Below are 16,002 nucleotides of genomic sequence, written 5' to 3' on the forward strand. Positions count from 1 at the left end.
TCGTTATCCAGGGACATAGTAGCTCTTTACACCCCACTTTGAAGAAGATGGGAGTATTAGAGCAGGTAGTCATCGGATAAAATGGTTAGATATATAATTATTACATTAAATAGCTATAATCTTAATTTTTTTAAGATTATAGCTATTTATATTTTAATTTCTAGATTTAAAAGTAGATTTAAATATAATAATTACTATTAATATAACAACAGAGGTTAGGGCTATAGTACCTCCAGGAGCACAATTTAGTATATATGAAAAAATAAGACCTAATATTATATCTATAAACCCAAAAAGGATAGACAGTAATAGAGTGGGTTTAAAGCCTTTATCTAGTTGAAGAGCTGTAGCTACAGGTAATGCAATCATTGACGACATTACAAGGATACCCATTATACGTATAGAGACAGAAATGGTAGCTCCAACAAGTAAAGAAAATATATAGTTTACTGCTTTTACATTTATACCAGAAATCTTAGCACCTTCTTCATCAAAGGTAGTATAAAGAAGCTTATCATATAAAAAGTATATAACTACAATAGATATACAGCTAAGAATAACCATAATAATTAAGTCTGCTTTAGTAACGGTTAATATGCTTCCAAATAAATAGCTATTAACGTTCCCAGAAGCTTTTCCAGTGCTTATAAGGGTAATTCCTATACCAACACTAAAGGTCAGAACTATAGAAAGAATAAGTTCTGCGTATTTTTTGTAGTAGTCTCTAAGAAATTCTATGGATAAACCACATATAGTTGTAAATATAAATGCACATATTATTGGATTAAATCCCATTACTAGTCCTATAGCAACACCAGCAAAGGCTGAGTGAGCCAAGGTGTCACCCATCATAGAATGTCGTTTAAGCACTAAAAATACTCCTACCATAGGACATAGTATGGATATGAATATGGCTGCTAAAAAGGCATTTTGCATAAACTCATATTGAAACATTAGAAATCCTCCTTATGTACTCTTCAGATGTATATAGAGTTCCAAAGCCATTCTCCATGGTAAGGATATGGGTTGAATTTTGAAGAGCTGTTTCTAAGTTATGCTCTACAGATATAACGGTAACTCCATTCTTTTTATTTAAAGAGGCTATAAGCCCATAAATCTCTTTCATGCTTTTGCTATCAACTCCAGTGGAAGGTTCATCTAGAATTAATATATCTTCATTAGCTAATATAGCCCTTGCAATAAAAATCTTTTGTTTTTGACCTCCAGATAAGTTTCCAATAAGAGAATTTTTATACTCAAGCATATCCACTTTCTTTAGAGCTTCAGTGATTGACTCTTTATCTTTAATTTTAAGAACATTTCTATGGGCATTAAGCATTTCCCAAACAGTTATAGGAAAAGAACTATTAAAATTTTCGACTATTTGAGGAACATATCCAATTTTTTTAGAAGTTAAATTAATACTTCCCTTTTGAGGAGTAAGTAGATTTAAAATCAACTTTATTAAGGTACTTTTACAACTACCATTAGCACCAATTATGGATACATAACTTTCTTTAGCTATGTTTAGTGAAAGATTATCAATAATGTAGGGCTTAGAATTATTATATGAAAAACATAGGTCTTTAATTTTGATCATTAGTGTTGCTCCTTTCTACAATTATAAGTCTAGCCATAATTTTACATATTATAGCTATAATTTAAACAAATTAAAATAAAGATTATCTATAAGTGAATGATTTTTCATTAATATGACAATATTTAAAAGTGTAACATATGTAAATTATTAACACTGACCTAGTACATAATAGTGTAGGTCAGTGTTGATAATAAAATCTAATATGATATAATTATACTACTTATGAAAATCATTTTCAATTGAAGGAGAGAAAATTATGAAGAAATTAAAGGTTTTAGGAGCATTAACTTTGATAGTAGTTATGTTAACAGCATGTTCTAATATAGAGTCAAAGAATAGTGAAGAAAAGGTTAATACAATTAATATTGTTACGTCCTTTTATGGTATGAAGGCTTTAACTGAGGAGATAGGGGGAGATAAGGTTAGCATAGAAAGTGTTATACCAGAAGGTAGTGAACCCCATGACTTTGACATTAAGGCTAAGGATATGAAGGCTATAGAAGAGGCTGATATATTCATTTATAATGGAGCTGGCATGGAATCGTGGATTGAGGATGTAGAAGCAGCTATCGGTGGTAAAGAACTAATAGTTGTAGAAGCTAGCAAGGACGTTGAACTTATAAATGCTGATGAAGAAGATGAAGAAGATGAAGAGCATAATCATTCAGGAAAGGATCCTCATACTTGGCTTGGGTTAAGTGAAGCAAAGATTCAAGGTGAAAATATTAAAAATGCTTTGGTAGAAAAGGATGCTAAAAATAAAGAGTATTATGAAGAAAACCTTAAGAAATTTAATGAAAAAATAGATAATATAATTAAGGAGTATAATCCAAAGTTCAAAGAACTGGCTAATAAGAATTTTGTTACAGGTCATGCAACCTTTGGTTATTTATGTAGAGATTTTGGTCTTACACAAAAGAGCATAGAGGGGGTTTTTGCAGAAGGAGAACCATCACCAAAGGAATTACAAAATCTTATGGAATATTGTAAAGGGAATAATATAAAAACTATTTTTGTTGAAGAATTAATTAGTCCTCAGCTTTCAGATACTTTAGCTAAAGAAGTGGGAGCACAAACTAAACAAATATACACTCTACATAGTAGCGAGGACGGAAAATCTTTTTCTGATGTTATAAAATACAATGTAGAAACTATATACAGTGCTATGAATAATAAATAATTATATAATGTAAAATAAGGCGTGTACTTTATGGTATACGCCTATAATTTTCTGTGAAAAAAACTGTGATGATGGTTGTAAATAAAGGACTATAGTATATAATAATTATATAATTTACGAATAAAGGTTGAAAGGATTAAAAAAACATGGGAAAGAAGATTAGTACATGTAAATGTAATGAGGGACAAGAAAAATTAGTAGAGGAATTAAAAAAAGTTATTGGTGATGAGAATAAAATAACAGAAAATATGTGTATAGGTGCATGCAATTTATGCAGTCACAAATACATTGCCAGGGTAGATGGAGTACTTGTGGAGAATGAGAGTTTAGATGAGGTTTTAAATTCTATTAAGGAAGAAGTCCATAGAATTTAAATTTAAAAATAAATTATCAATAAAAAATAATTAAATTTAATAAAATTGCATATAATATTATCACTTCTGATATATCACTATTGATAATGTACTCATTACTGATATATAATAATAATAGAACAGATATAGGAGTGATAAATATGGAAAAAATAGCTTTAATTACTGACAGTGCTAGTGACATTACTAAGGATATAGTTGATAAGTATAATATAAAGGTATTACCTTTTAAAATAATATATAGGGATAAGGAGTATAGTGATGGAGTAGATATTACATCTAAATATGTATATGATACTTTAGAAACTAATGCACCAACCACTTCATTACCATCCATGAGAGATATGGAGGAAATGTATGATGAATTAAAAAAAGAAGGATATACTCATGCAATAGTAGTAACAATTTCTTCAAAACTATCAGGGTTTAATAATGCAATTAAACTAATATCAGAAGATCATCCTGAGATTAAGACCTATGTTCATGATTCTAAGTCTATATCTAAGGGTGAAACTATACTTATTGAAGAGTCAGCCGAAATGATTAAACAAGGAAAAGGTTTTGATGAAATAGTATCAGAACTTCCTAAAATTACTGATAGAATAAATATATACTTTGTTATAGGAACCTTAGAATATCTTATAAGAGGGGGAAGAATTGGAAAGGTAGCTGGAACTATAGCTCAATTTTTAAATCTTAAACCAATTGTAAGTGTAGATAAGGAAGGTGAGTATTATACTTATGCAAAGGTTAGAGGAAGAAAACAATCTTTAAATAAAATTTATGATATTGTAGTATCAAAATTAAATGATAAAAAATATGATATTCATATAATGCATGGTGAAGCAGAGGCAGAGGCTATGACATTGCTAGATAAATTTAAAGTTCATAAAAATGCTAACTTCGTAAATTTCGGAGGTTATCTAAGTCCAGTATCAGGTGTTCATTCAGGACCAGGATTCATAGGAGTACTTATCTATGAAAAGGAGTAGGTTGATATGGTGGAGGATGAATTAGGGAGAGATATAAATGATATAAAAGCTGAAGAAAAGAAACTTTATGAAGAATATAAAAGAAAACTACAAGAGCTTAGAAAGGTAAAAACAGAAAATGAAGCAGTAGGTCAAGTGTTTACTAAAGGATTATTGCCAATATACACATTATATATATTGGTTCAGGGGCCTACTAATGGAAATGATATATCTCATCAAATAGGAAAGCGTACTAATGGATTTTGGATACCTAGTACAGGTGGAATATATCCATTGCTTAAAAAACTGGAGAAACAAGGATTTATTGAAGGTAGTTGGGATGAAGAAAAGAAGTCCCAGAAGATATATAGGATTACCAATAAAGGAATTGAAGAGTTTGAACATAAAAAAGAGTTATTAAAATCAAAGATAGAAGAGGCATTAGAAGTATTTAAGATAATAAAAAAAGATTTATATGATTAAAAAGTCCCATAAGCTTATTAGCTTATGGGACTTTTTCATTAGTATCACAGTGAAGCTATTTCAACATACAAAAGTTTCGTATTTCGAATTAAATATATTGAAATAAAAGGTAATTTCTTGTATTATATATGTGTAGTAGAAAATTAATTATTTCTAAAATTATAGGGGAGATTTATAATTTAGGGGGGGAAATATGGATAAAATTAAAGAACTATTAAAGTATGCAAAGAAATATAAGAAACGATATTTTATAGGGATATTTTTTCTTATACTAGTAGACTTTTTACAACTTGTTCCACCAAAAATTCTAGGTTTTTTAACAGATAGTTTTGCCTTAGGAAGTGCTAATAAAATTACTTTAGTTAAATCTATAGTATATATATTAGTTATAGCATCTGTTATAGCTATTGGAAGATTTATGTGGAGAATATATGTAAATGGTACTTCACGAAAAATAGAGTACGATATAAGAAGTAAATTTTTTAAGCATCTACAAGGGTTATCTTCTAATTTTTACAATGAAAGAAAAACTGGAGATTTAATGGCTTTAGCAACAAATGACTTGAATGCTGTAAGAATGGCACTAGGTCCCGGCGTTATTATGTTTTTTGATGCAGTAGTGTTGACTATTGCCACTATTGTTATTATGCTAACTATTAATGTACCACTTACCTTGTTATCATTAATCCCACTTCCTTTTGTAGCATTTGTATCTCAGAAATTTGGAAAAAGAATACACAGAAAATTCACAAAAGTACAAAGATGCTTTTCAAAACTTACAGATATAGTTCAAGAAAATTTTTCAGGGATTAGAATAGTTAAATCTTTTGTTCAAGAGGAAAGGGAATATGAAAAGTTCATAGAAGAGAATGATAAAAATTTTCAAGTAAATATGGAATTTATAAGAATTTGGGGAGTATTCTTTCCTTTGATAGAATTTATTTCATCCTTAAGCTTTGCATTACTAATAGTAGTGGGGGGAACTTTTGTAGTTTTGGGAAAAATATCTCTTGGGGACTTTGTGGCCTTTAACATGTATCTTGGAAACTTAGTTTGGCCAATGATGGCTATAGGACAAGTAATTAATAATTTACAAAGAGGATTTGCATCCCTTGAAAGAATAGAAGAAGTCTTAAATACAAAACCTGATATAGTAGATTGTTGTACATCATATGTGGATAAATTACAAGGTGATATAGTTATAAAGGATTTAACTTTTAGCTATAATAATACAACAACACCAGCTCTTAAGAATATAAATTTAAGAGTAAAGCAAGGAGAAACTCTTGGGATTGTGGGTAAGACTGGAAGCAGTAAAAGTACTCTTATAAGTTTATTGCTTAAACTCTATAATGTGGAAGACGGAAAGATTTTTATAGGGGATAAAGATATAAATAGAATATCTTTAAATAGTCTTAGAACTAATATTGGGTTTGTATCACAGGATCCTTTTTTGTTTTCCACTAGCTTAGCTGAAAATATAGGACTTGCATTTCATGAAGTAGGCATTGAAAAAATACATGATGCAACTAAAAAGGCAGATATTTATGATAATATAATAGACTTTCCAAAGCAGTTTGAAACTATGGTAGGAGAAAGAGGAACAACTCTTTCAGGAGGTCAAAAACAAAGATGTTCTATAGCTAGAGCTCTTATTAAAGATCCTGATATCCTAATTTTAGATGATTGTTTATCAGCAGTAGATGCAAAAACTGAGGCTATAATTCTTGAAAATTTAAAAGATGTAATGAAGAAGAAAACTTCTATTATAGTATCTCATAGAATTTCAGCAATTAAAGATGCTCATAATATCATAGTTCTAGAACAAGGAGAAATTGTTCAAGAAGGAACACATGAAGAGCTTAAAAATATGCCAGGAATTTATAAAGATATATATGAAAAACAACAGATTGAGCAAGAAATTATGGAAGAGGAGGAGATATAATTATGGAAAACTTTAATCAGGAAGATGAAGTATTAGATAAGCAATATGACTCCCTTTTGATGAAAAGGCTCTTAAAATTTGCATTGCCATACAAAGGCTTAATGGGAATAGTAGTAATTATAATGTTTTTAGTGGTGTGCTTAGATTTGTCTGTTCCCTTCATAATAAAAAATGTTATAGATAATAATATTAATCCTTTAAGTGGAAAATATTCTATTATAGAAGAAGCTGAAAATAGTTCCATAGCCATAGGAGATAAATATGTAGTAAGGGGAGAAAGAGACGGAGCAATAAGCGCTTCAATAGTATATGATGAGAATAATGAACCCTATGTTATAGAGGGTGAACCAAGGAAAAACACAGCCTATGAAATATCAGGTGAAAAATTTTTTCAAGATAACAATGAATTTAAAGCTCATGAAATAACTATAAAAGATATAAAAGTATTAAGAACTAATGATTTAGATTTGATAAAGTGGAGTGCTATTATAATATTGCTAATTTATATAGTAATATTTATACTAAACTATATTCAAATTTATTTGTTACAGTATACTGGTCAAAAGATTATATATAATATAAGAGCTGCAATATTTAAGCATGTAGAGAGTTTATCATTATCTTTCTTTGATAAAAGTCCAGTTGGAAGATTAGTAACTAGAATTACAAATGATGTAGAAACCTTAAATGAAATGTACACATCTGTTTTAGTATATTTAATCAAAGATTTATTTCTTGTTAGTGGCATTGTAATTGCTATGTTTCTATTAGATATAAAATTAGGAATAGTATCAATTATAACCCTTCCATTAGTAGTTGCTTTAACCTTTATATTTAGAAAATATGATAGAGAAGCTTATAGGAAAGTAAGAACTAGATTATCTAGAATTAACTCTAATTTATCTGAAAATATAAGTGGTATGAAGACTGTGCAGATATTTGGAGTTGAAAGTAAGAAGTATAGTGAATTTGATGAAATTAATACATCATATTCCATAGCTGCAATGGAACAAATTAAAGTATTTGCTATATTTAGACCACTTATGGATATGACTTATCAATTAGCTCTATGCATATTAATTTGGGTTGGTGGTACAGCAGTTCTAAATTTAACAATAGAATTTGGAGTGTTATATGCATTTGTAATATATATACAAAAACTATTTCAACCAATATTTGATTTATCTGAGAAATTTGATATACTTCAGTCTTCTATGGCTTCCTCAGAGCGTATATTTATGTTATTAGATAATGATTCTATAATTAAAAACCCAAAGGAGCCTAAACATATAGGACGTGCTCAAGGAGATATTGAATTTAAAAATGTTTGGTTTGCCTACAATGATGAAGATTGGGTATTAAAAGATGTAAGCTTTAGAATTAGAAAAGGTGAAACGGTAGCCTTTGTTGGAGCAACGGGAGCAGGAAAAACCTCAATAATAAGTCTCATAACTAGACTTTATGATATTCAAAAGGGCGAAATCCTGATAGATGGAGTTAGTATTAAAGAAATGTCTAAGGACGAACTTAGAAAAAATGTAGCTACAGTGCTTCAAGATGTATTTTTATTTGCTGGTGATATAAAAGGAAATGTAAGATTAAATAATGAGAATATAACAGATGAAGAGATTGTAAAAGCATGTAAATATGTAAATGCAAATATATTTATTGAAAAGTTACCAGATAAGTATAATGCTGAGGTTAATGAGAGAGGAACAACCTTTTCTCAAGGTGAGAGACAACTGATTGCATTTGCTAGAGCATTAGCTTTTAATCCGCCAATTTTAGTTTTAGATGAAGCTACAGCTAACATAGATACTGAAACAGAAAGTTTAATTCAAGATGCTCTAAATAAATTAACTAAAGGACGAACTACTATAGTAGTAGCACATAGATTGTCAACTATTAAAAATGCAGATAAAATTATTGTAATGCACAGGGGTAGGATACGTGAAATTGGAAGTCATTCAGAACTATTAGAGAAAAAAGGGCTTTATAGCAATTTGTATAAATTACAATATGCAGGACAATAATTAAAGTAGGTAAATAAAAATTAAACGTAAAGGCTAGCTTGTGTGGGCTAGCTTTTACGTTAATGTGTAAAGATTAATTAATAAAGATTTAGGGACTAAAGAAACAAAATTTATATATTTAAATAACTTATTCCATCTAAAGGAATTAACATCTGTGGTGTTGGGAAATTAGTAACTAAACCAATCAAATAAAGAGTATAGTATTTATCTGATTTTAGATTTATATTGGGAACATATAACATATCAATATCTGTATTAGCTAATTTTAATAGCATAGTATATCTACCAATAGGTAGTTCAATATAATTTCTTATGTCCTTAAAGTTTACATTTTTATAAAGTACAGTACCATTAGAAAGAACTACATCTACAGGTGGAATGTTTTCAATAAACTGAGCAATTCTAATTTTAGCTTTACCATCAGTTGTAGAGGTTAACGGAGTTTCATCCACAGGGTATAAGCTTAACATTCTTCTTTGCATGTAAGCTACAATAGTAGTTACACTTTTGGGTGCTATAAAAATATCAACATCTGCCAAGGGAAAATCAGTATTATTAGCTCTATACACCTTTATGTTATAAGTTCCAGAAGGGAGTTTAATATAGGTTGTAAAATCTCTATACTCAAGATCAGGTATTGTTAGTTTATCATTTACATAAATATCTATATCAGGGGCTCTAGCTGCAATGTGAGCAACCCTAACATAGGCTGACATATTATCTTCAGAATTCATCATGTCATCTACTCTTGTAGGAATATTAAAGGGAACATTAATATATTGCATTATATACCTCATATAAAAATATTATCAAATATAGTATATGAAATATAATTAGGGAATGTTACAAAAGGGGATTCAATATAAAATCTAGTATATAATTATCCATAAATACCTTCATAATTACATACTAGATTTCTATTGGTTTTTATTATTTAAAACATATCTTTTTTTCTAAGATAGTAGGTAACGGCTAAAGTTATTAATCCTACAATTATACACATATACAGAAATCCATCAGAGGCGTTGAAAAAAGGTATTCCACCTACATTCATACCTAAAAGACCTGATATTAAAGTTGGAATAGAAATAACTATAGTTACAGATGTTAAGTATTTCATAACTTGGTTTTGATTATTAGAAATTATAGAAGCAAATACATCCATAGTACCAGTGAGGACATCACTATATATACTACACATTTCTATAGCTTGACGATTTTCTATCATAACATCATCTAAAATATCTCTATCCTCATCATATTTTGTAAGGATTTCCTGCTTTAAAAGTTTTTCTAAGGTTAAATCATTAGATTTCAAAGATGTAGAGAAATATACTAAGGACTTTTGAAGAGCAAATAATTGAATTAATTCTCTGTTTTTTAAAGATTTATAAAGGGTTTTTTCAACCAAAAGACTCTTTCTATTTATTTGTCTTAGGTATAATAAATAGTAATTTGATGCTCTATATAATATTTGAAGCATAAATCTGACCTTCTTAAAAGTATAAAATGAAGAGATTTTTTCAATGGTAAAATCTGATAATACAGGACTATTTTTAAGACATACAGTTATAATTACGCTTTCGGTATATATTATTGCTAGTGGATATGTATCGTAAGTTAATGAATTATCATCCATTTCAGTGAATGGAATATCTATAATTACAAGAGTAGCATTATTCTCAAATTCTATTCTTGAACCTTCTTCTTCATCTAATGCAGCTCTTATAAAATCTTGAGGAATATTAAGTTTTTGTGTAATTAAAAGAACTTCTTCATCGGATGGATTAATCATACTAATCCAAGAGCCATGTTCTATAGAATCGATTTCTGTGAGACGGCCCGAGGTATCACTTTTAAATATTGTAATCAATGTTATCACCTCATATAATAAAACTCATGAATATATTTTAACACTATATTTCTAATTGACAACTGTATATTTAAAAGTAATAATTATTATAGTACAAATAATTTAATTTATAATCATAATTTTGAAAAGTTAGAATTATAATATTAATATTAATGTTGTTATTGAAAATATAAATTTATGATAATATTAAATTATTGTATTTGTAGGAGGTCTTTTATGGCAATAGAAGAATTGCTATTCATAGCCTTAGCAGTTTCATTAGATGCTTTTGGTATTGCAATAGCTATTGGCTTAAATAGAGGGGCTAAGGCAAGACAAAAGTTTTCTTTTGCAATTTCTTTTGGATTTTTCCAATTTTTGTTTTCTATTTTAGGAGGATTTGGTGGTAAAATATTTACAGAGAATATTGCTTCCGTCCCTGCAGTTATGGGGGGAATAGTTATTGCAATAGTTGGTATACTTATGATAAAGGAAGGTATGATAGAAAAAGAAGAAAGTATTGTCATAACCTTTAAAATGTACTTCATTTTAGGGATATCTGTGAGCATTGATGCAATAGTAATTGGATTTATTGCTTTCTCAAGGATAGAAAGTATGGTAACCTTAACACTCTTTACTGCTATTGTTGGTATGATAACATTTTTTATGAGCATATTAGCATTTATAATAGCAAAGTATCTAAGAAAAATCCATATATTAAGAAAATATGCTGATTATATAGGAGGCATAATTTTGATATTATTTGGATTAAAGATGATTTTCTTTTAAGGAAAGGATGATTAAAATGATAGAAACATTAAAAAACTTAAAAAGCTTTGAGGCAATCAAATTTTTTAAAGAGATGAATGAAATACCAAGAGGTTCAGGAAATGAAAAGGCTGTTAGCGATTGGTTAGTTAAGTTTGCCAAGGACAGAAATTTAGAAGTTATACAAGATGAAGCACTAAATGTTATTATTAAGAAGCCAGCTACTAGTGGTTATGAAAATGCTCCAACAGTGATTTTACAAGGGCATATGGATATGGTTTGTGAAAAAAATCAAGGAACTGAACATGACTTTGAAAAAGATCCAATAGAATTTATTATAGACGGTGATTTTATAAAGGCTAATGGAACTACATTAGGAGCGGATAATGGTATTGCAGTAGCTTATGCTCTTGCAATTCTTGATAATAAAACAACAGCTCACCCTCCTATAGAAGTATTGATTACTACTGAAGAAGAAACAGGAATGGGTGGAGCTACAAATTTAAATCCAGAACATTTAAATGGAAGAATACTAATAAATATAGACTCTGAAGAAGAAGGAGTACTATTAGTAAGTTGTGCAGGAGGAGTTAGACTTAAGTTCTCTGTGCCAACAAATTATGAAAATATAGAAGGAAACTATAGTTCATTAGCTATTAAAATAAGAGGACTTAAAGGCGGACACTCTGGTATGGAAATTAAGAAAGAAAGAGGAAATGCCAATAAAATGATGGGTAGATTCTTAATGGATCTTAATTCAGTTGTAGACTTTAAACTAGCATCTTTAAATGGAGGAGCTAAAATGAATGCTATTCCAAGAGAAGCAGATGCTATTATAGCTGTAAGACCAGAAGATATAGTTAAAGTTGAAGGAAAAGTAAAAGAATGGTCATCTATATTTATAAATGAATTACAAGGTATAGATGATGATTTGAAATTAACCTATGAAATTACTAAGTCTGTAGATAAAGTATTCTGCGATGATACTAGACAGAAAGTAATAAGAACATTATTCTTATTACCAAATGGAGTTCAAACTATGAGTATGGCAATACCAGGGTTAGTACAGAGTTCTACCAATGTAGGTGTGGTAACTACTACTAGTGAAGCTGTAGAATTTGACAATGCAGTTAGAAGTTCAGTAGCTTCTTTAAAAAAATCAATTGTAGATCGAATGACAGTACTTGCAGAAATAATGAATTGTGTTATAGAACTTGAATCAGATTATCCTGAGTGGCAGTATAATCCAGATTCTAAAGTTAGAACTGTATTTGAACAAGTTTACGAAAATAAATTTGGTAATAAAGCAGAGATATCTGCAATTCATGCAGGACTTGAATGTGGATTAATTGGAGATAAATTTAATGGGAATATAGATCAGATTTCCTTTGGGCCAAATATTTTTGATGTTCACACACCGGATGAGCATGTAAGTATTTCTTCACTAGATAGAATGTATGATTACTTATTAAGTGTATTAGCAGAAATAAGATAGGAAGAACAAATGCTCCCCTTAAGGTAACGATAAATATTATCTTAAGGGGAGTTGTTTATTGTTGTATATTTATGGTTACTAAGGTATACTAAAATAGTTGTGTTTATGGGAAAAATCAATTGTTATTAGGAGAAATTTCAGATAGTTTCCATTTGCCAGACTTATGTTTTACCAAGTGAAGATTATAAGTCGTGGTTTTATATGGGCTTTTTCCTTCTATACCATTTACTTCTGCAATACATATATTACCATCTGAAAACTTAATGTTAAAGTCTTCTAAGGAATATAATTTATATTTATTAAAAATACCAGAAGTGGAATATTTTTTTATAGCATAATCTAAATTTTTACATTTAAAGTTAGTGTAACTAAAAATAATTATATAAATAGTAATTATAATAATTAAAGATATGAGGGAAAGAGTTTTGAATTTTTTAAGATTTTTTACAAGATTCATAATTCACACTCCTTTAAGGATATAATCAATTATAGCATTTAAAGTAATTTATGTAAATAAATTACAGAATATTAGGAGGGTATGATAATGGAATTTTCTGCTATTGTATTAATGGAAAAGGATAAAGAGACAAAATTTTTTACAAGAGAGCTTGGAAGCTATGAGGTTAATGAAGGTGCAGAATATATTACTAAACTATTTTATGATGGCGAAAAGGTAAATTTATATTTTGATACCAATAAAGATGTAGAGGAGTGGGAATTTTCAGCCATATATGATTTGTTCGATGATGAAAGTTTAACTGATTTGGTTGACTCTATAGAAATTTATGATGAGGAATTTAATCCCACATGGATTGTTACCTTTGATTATGATGAAGATCATAATGTGCTAAATAATAGATTAAACAATGTATGTACAAGAATTAAGGAAGCTTTAGAAAAAGTTTTTATTGATATAGAAGGAAAATGTGAGGAATATCAATAGTACATAATTGGGGGAGAATCATGAGATTAGAACATATATGTAGAGTTAATGAATCAGATATACTTGGTAAACATGTATATGGTGATGATGGAAGAATATTGTTAAAAGCTGGTATGAGTCTTAACAGTGTATACATAAAAAGACTTGAAGAGCTAGGAGTATATTATGTTTATCTTGAGGATGAACGATTAGAAGATATCGACGTAGTAGATGAGAAGCTAATAATACTAAAACAAGCCACTATTAAAAGTTTAAAGAACATATCAAGGGGTATAGGAAGTATAGTCGGTTCATGTGGAGATGAATATTTAGAAAATATGGATCAGTTATTGAATTATATAATGGAAATTGAAGATGTGAATAAGTGTTTAAATGATGTAAAAACTCATGATAACTACACATTTTTGCATAGTATAAATACTGGAATCATGTCAGTGTTTTTAGGAATGAGCCTTGGAATGAAAAAGTGGGCAGTGCGAGATTTGGGTATATGTGGAATGTTGCATGATGTAGGAAAAATAAAAGTGCCTGCAGGTATAATTAATAAAAATGGGAAGCTTTCTGATGAGGAGTTTGAAATCATGAAGAAACACCCAATTTATGGTGGAGAAATATTGAGTAAAAATTATAAAATTCCAGCTAGTGCAATTGAAGGAGTGGAGCAGCATCATGAAAAAATTAATGGAAAAGGATATCCCTATGGATTGCAAGGGGATCAAATTTCAAGATTTGGTAAGATCGTAGGAATATGCGATGTATATGATGCGGTAACTAGTAATAGAAGCTATAGAAAAAAATTTGAGCCTAATCAAGCTTATGAGCTTATACTTTCTGGATCAGGAAGTCAGTTTGATGAAAAATTAGTACGCACATTTAAAGAAACATTTTCAGTATATCCATTAGGATGTTGTGTTAAACTTTCTAATGGAGTAGAAGGGTATGTTATAAGTCAGAACAAAGGGTTCCCCGATAGGCCTATAATAAGAGTACTATATGATCATGAAACTAGAAAACCAGTAAAATTTTATGAAATTAATTTGTTGGAAAAAATTAATTTAATTATCCAATGTGTAATTTAATAAATATATAGATTGAGGGATGTACTGTTTTTAATTATGCTGTATAATTGAGGTATGTCCTTTTGGTTTTGATATAGAAATTTGGCGTATATATATTTTACCCGATGACTACCAGCTCTAATACTTTCATCTTCTTCAAGGTGGGGGTAAGGAGTTGCTACGTCCTTGGATAAGGATGTCTATTCAGAGGGAGTAAAAACCCCATCTGAAACAAGAAACTCTGTTTCTATTATGATTAAAGTACAGTTGGAGGTAAAGTAAAATGAAGATATCTAATATAAAGATTTCAATAACAGAAAAAGATTTATACAGTATTGTTGTAGATGTATTAAGAGACTATGTACCCGTTGAAGGACTTAAAATTGACAAAATATTAGTAGATAAAAATATTAATGTAGTTGGAAGTTATAAGCATAAAGTATCTATTCCTTTTTCTGTTGATATATCTATAAACAAAGTTGAGAATAATAAACTATATTTAAGTATAGATAAAATCAATGTAAAAAGTCTTAAAATATTTAAAGGCATTGTAAATGTGGCATTAAAAGTAATTAGCTCAAAAGTAGCTAATTTTGGCATAGAGTTTACTGATGATACGATAATTATAGATTTATACAAGTTATGTAAAGTTATACCGATGGTTGATTTTAAATTAGAAGATTTATCTATAATCCCATATGGTCTTGAAGCAGAGGTTAGTAATTTTAATTTTAAAAATGAAAATGATAAATCTAATGATAAAAATGAAGAAAAAAAAGAAGAAGTGCCAATTTCCAGTGTAGAATCTAATAAAAAAAATTTAGATAATCATAAAGAGTATACTTATAGAAGGTTTAGGAAAGAATTTAAAGAAAGATTTTCTGCAAAATATGAAAAGATGTATCCCTATGTAGTGATGATACCAGATATAATTGCTTTATTTATGAGGTTATATAAGGACAAAAGAGTAGTAAAAGAGGTAAAGTTTAATATATCTATTGCTTTAGGATATCTTTTGTTTCCTTTAGATATATTACCAGATACATTACCTATTATAGGTAAGATTGATGATTTAGCAGTTACATTCTTTATACTTCAAAAGGTGCTTTGTGATATTCCAGAAGAAATAATTCTTGATAATTGGGAAGGCCAGAGCAATATTATAGAGGTTTCTAGAGAAGCTATGACTTTACTAAATGACAAGTTTGGAGCAAAAGAAATAAGAAAAATGGTAGATGTAGTAAGAATATCTATAAAAAAGTCTATAGTATTTTTTACTAAATAAATCTACGTTTAAGGTAGG

16 protein-coding genes are annotated in these 16,002 nt (G+C 29.0%); 11 read left to right on the forward strand and 5 right to left on the reverse strand.

The genetic code is table 11. The features are described 5' to 3' along the window. Positions 1-153: 153 nt before the first annotated feature. Together B3086_RS05750 and B3086_RS05755 are read right to left on the reverse strand one after the other, a co-directional pair. Positions 154-954: a metal ABC transporter permease gene (locus B3086_RS05750; RefSeq protein WP_035135574.1), complete on the reverse strand. Its 801-nt coding sequence runs from the start codon at positions 952-954 to the stop codon at positions 154-156. After that, a complete protein-coding gene (locus tag B3086_RS05755; protein WP_346849228.1) occupies positions 941-1,600 on the reverse strand; it encodes a metal ABC transporter ATP-binding protein in 660 nt (219 codons plus the stop codon). The genes B3086_RS05750 and B3086_RS05755 overlap by 14 nt, the downstream gene beginning before the upstream one ends. 256 nt (positions 1,601-1,856) lie before the next feature. Here B3086_RS05755 and B3086_RS05760 point away from each other — a divergent pair, with 256 nt between their 5' ends. From B3086_RS05760 to B3086_RS05785, 6 genes are all read left to right on the forward strand, one after another. Then, positions 1,857-2,780: a metal ABC transporter solute-binding protein, Zn/Mn family gene (locus B3086_RS05760; protein ID WP_346892932.1), complete on the forward strand. Its 924-nt coding sequence runs from the start codon at positions 1,857-1,859 to the stop codon at positions 2,778-2,780. A gap of 146 nt (positions 2,781-2,926) precedes the next feature. After that, entirely contained in the window at positions 2,927-3,154 is a 228-nt protein-coding gene (locus tag B3086_RS05765) for a DUF1450 domain-containing protein (protein WP_346849226.1), read from the forward strand. Between the two features lie 140 nt (positions 3,155-3,294). Beyond that, complete coding sequence (locus B3086_RS05770) at positions 3,295-4,143, forward strand: DegV family protein (RefSeq protein ID WP_346892934.1); 849 nt, start codon at positions 3,295-3,297, stop codon at positions 4,141-4,143. 6 nt (positions 4,144-4,149) lie between these two features. Then, positions 4,150-4,605, forward strand: a complete 456-nt coding sequence (locus B3086_RS05775) for a PadR family transcriptional regulator (RefSeq protein WP_346849224.1) — start codon at positions 4,150-4,152, stop codon at positions 4,603-4,605. A 193-nt stretch (positions 4,606-4,798) separates the two neighbouring features. Next, positions 4,799-6,550, forward strand: a complete 1,752-nt coding sequence (locus B3086_RS05780) for an ABC transporter ATP-binding protein (protein ID WP_346849223.1) — start codon at positions 4,799-4,801, stop codon at positions 6,548-6,550. 2 nt (positions 6,551-6,552) lie between these two features. Beyond that, complete coding sequence (locus tag B3086_RS05785; RefSeq protein ID WP_346849222.1) at positions 6,553-8,583, forward strand: ABC transporter ATP-binding protein; 2,031 nt, start codon at positions 6,553-6,555, stop codon at positions 8,581-8,583. Between the two features lie 110 nt (positions 8,584-8,693). Here B3086_RS05785 and B3086_RS05790 read toward each other — a convergent pair whose 3' ends face one another. Together B3086_RS05790 and B3086_RS05795 are read right to left on the reverse strand one after the other, a co-directional pair. Beyond that, positions 8,694-9,368 carry a DUF4397 domain-containing protein gene (locus B3086_RS05790; RefSeq protein WP_346849221.1) on the reverse strand — a complete coding sequence of 225 codons (675 nt, stop codon included), beginning with the start codon at positions 9,366-9,368 and terminating at the stop codon, positions 8,694-8,696. Positions 9,369-9,517: 149 nt separating this feature from the next. Continuing rightward, positions 9,518-10,456, reverse strand: a complete 939-nt coding sequence (locus B3086_RS05795) for a magnesium transporter CorA family protein (RefSeq protein WP_035135590.1) — start codon at positions 10,454-10,456, stop codon at positions 9,518-9,520. A gap of 216 nt (positions 10,457-10,672) precedes the next feature. Between B3086_RS05795 and B3086_RS05800 the strand changes: the two genes are divergently transcribed. Together B3086_RS05800 and B3086_RS05805 are read left to right on the forward strand one after the other, a co-directional pair. Continuing rightward, positions 10,673-11,224, forward strand: coding sequence for a manganese efflux pump MntP family protein (locus tag B3086_RS05800; RefSeq protein ID WP_035135592.1), 552 nt, complete (start codon positions 10,673-10,675; stop codon positions 11,222-11,224). Positions 11,225-11,243: 19 nt separating this feature from the next. Beyond that, a complete protein-coding gene (locus tag B3086_RS05805; RefSeq protein WP_414632270.1) occupies positions 11,244-12,698 on the forward strand; it encodes an aminoacyl-histidine dipeptidase in 1,455 nt (484 codons plus the stop codon). A gap of 115 nt (positions 12,699-12,813) precedes the next feature. Here the strand turns inward: B3086_RS05805 and B3086_RS05810 are convergent, their stop codons facing one another. After that, positions 12,814-13,155: a hypothetical protein gene (locus B3086_RS05810; RefSeq protein ID WP_346849219.1), complete on the reverse strand. Its 342-nt coding sequence runs from the start codon at positions 13,153-13,155 to the stop codon at positions 12,814-12,816. A gap of 87 nt (positions 13,156-13,242) precedes the next feature. Between B3086_RS05810 and B3086_RS05815 the strand changes: the two genes are divergently transcribed. The 3 genes from B3086_RS05815 (at position 13,243) to B3086_RS05825 (ending at position 15,984) form a co-directional block, all read left to right on the forward strand. Next, a complete protein-coding gene (locus tag B3086_RS05815; RefSeq protein ID WP_346849218.1) occupies positions 13,243-13,641 on the forward strand; it encodes a DUF6762 family protein in 399 nt (132 codons plus the stop codon). A 20-nt stretch (positions 13,642-13,661) separates the two neighbouring features. Beyond that, positions 13,662-14,720, forward strand: a complete 1,059-nt coding sequence (locus B3086_RS05820) for an HD-GYP domain-containing protein (RefSeq protein ID WP_346849217.1) — start codon at positions 13,662-13,664, stop codon at positions 14,718-14,720. Positions 14,721-14,982: 262 nt separating this feature from the next. Next, complete coding sequence (locus B3086_RS05825) at positions 14,983-15,984, forward strand: YkvA family protein (protein ID WP_346849216.1); 1,002 nt, start codon at positions 14,983-14,985, stop codon at positions 15,982-15,984. The last annotated feature ends 18 nt before the right edge of the window (positions 15,985-16,002 follow it).

Origin of the sequence: Clostridium sp. UBA871, from assembly GCF_002295255.1 — a bacterium.
In the GTDB taxonomy this organism is placed as follows: Bacteria; Bacillota; Clostridia; order Clostridiales; family Clostridiaceae; genus Clostridium_J; species Clostridium_J sulfidigenes.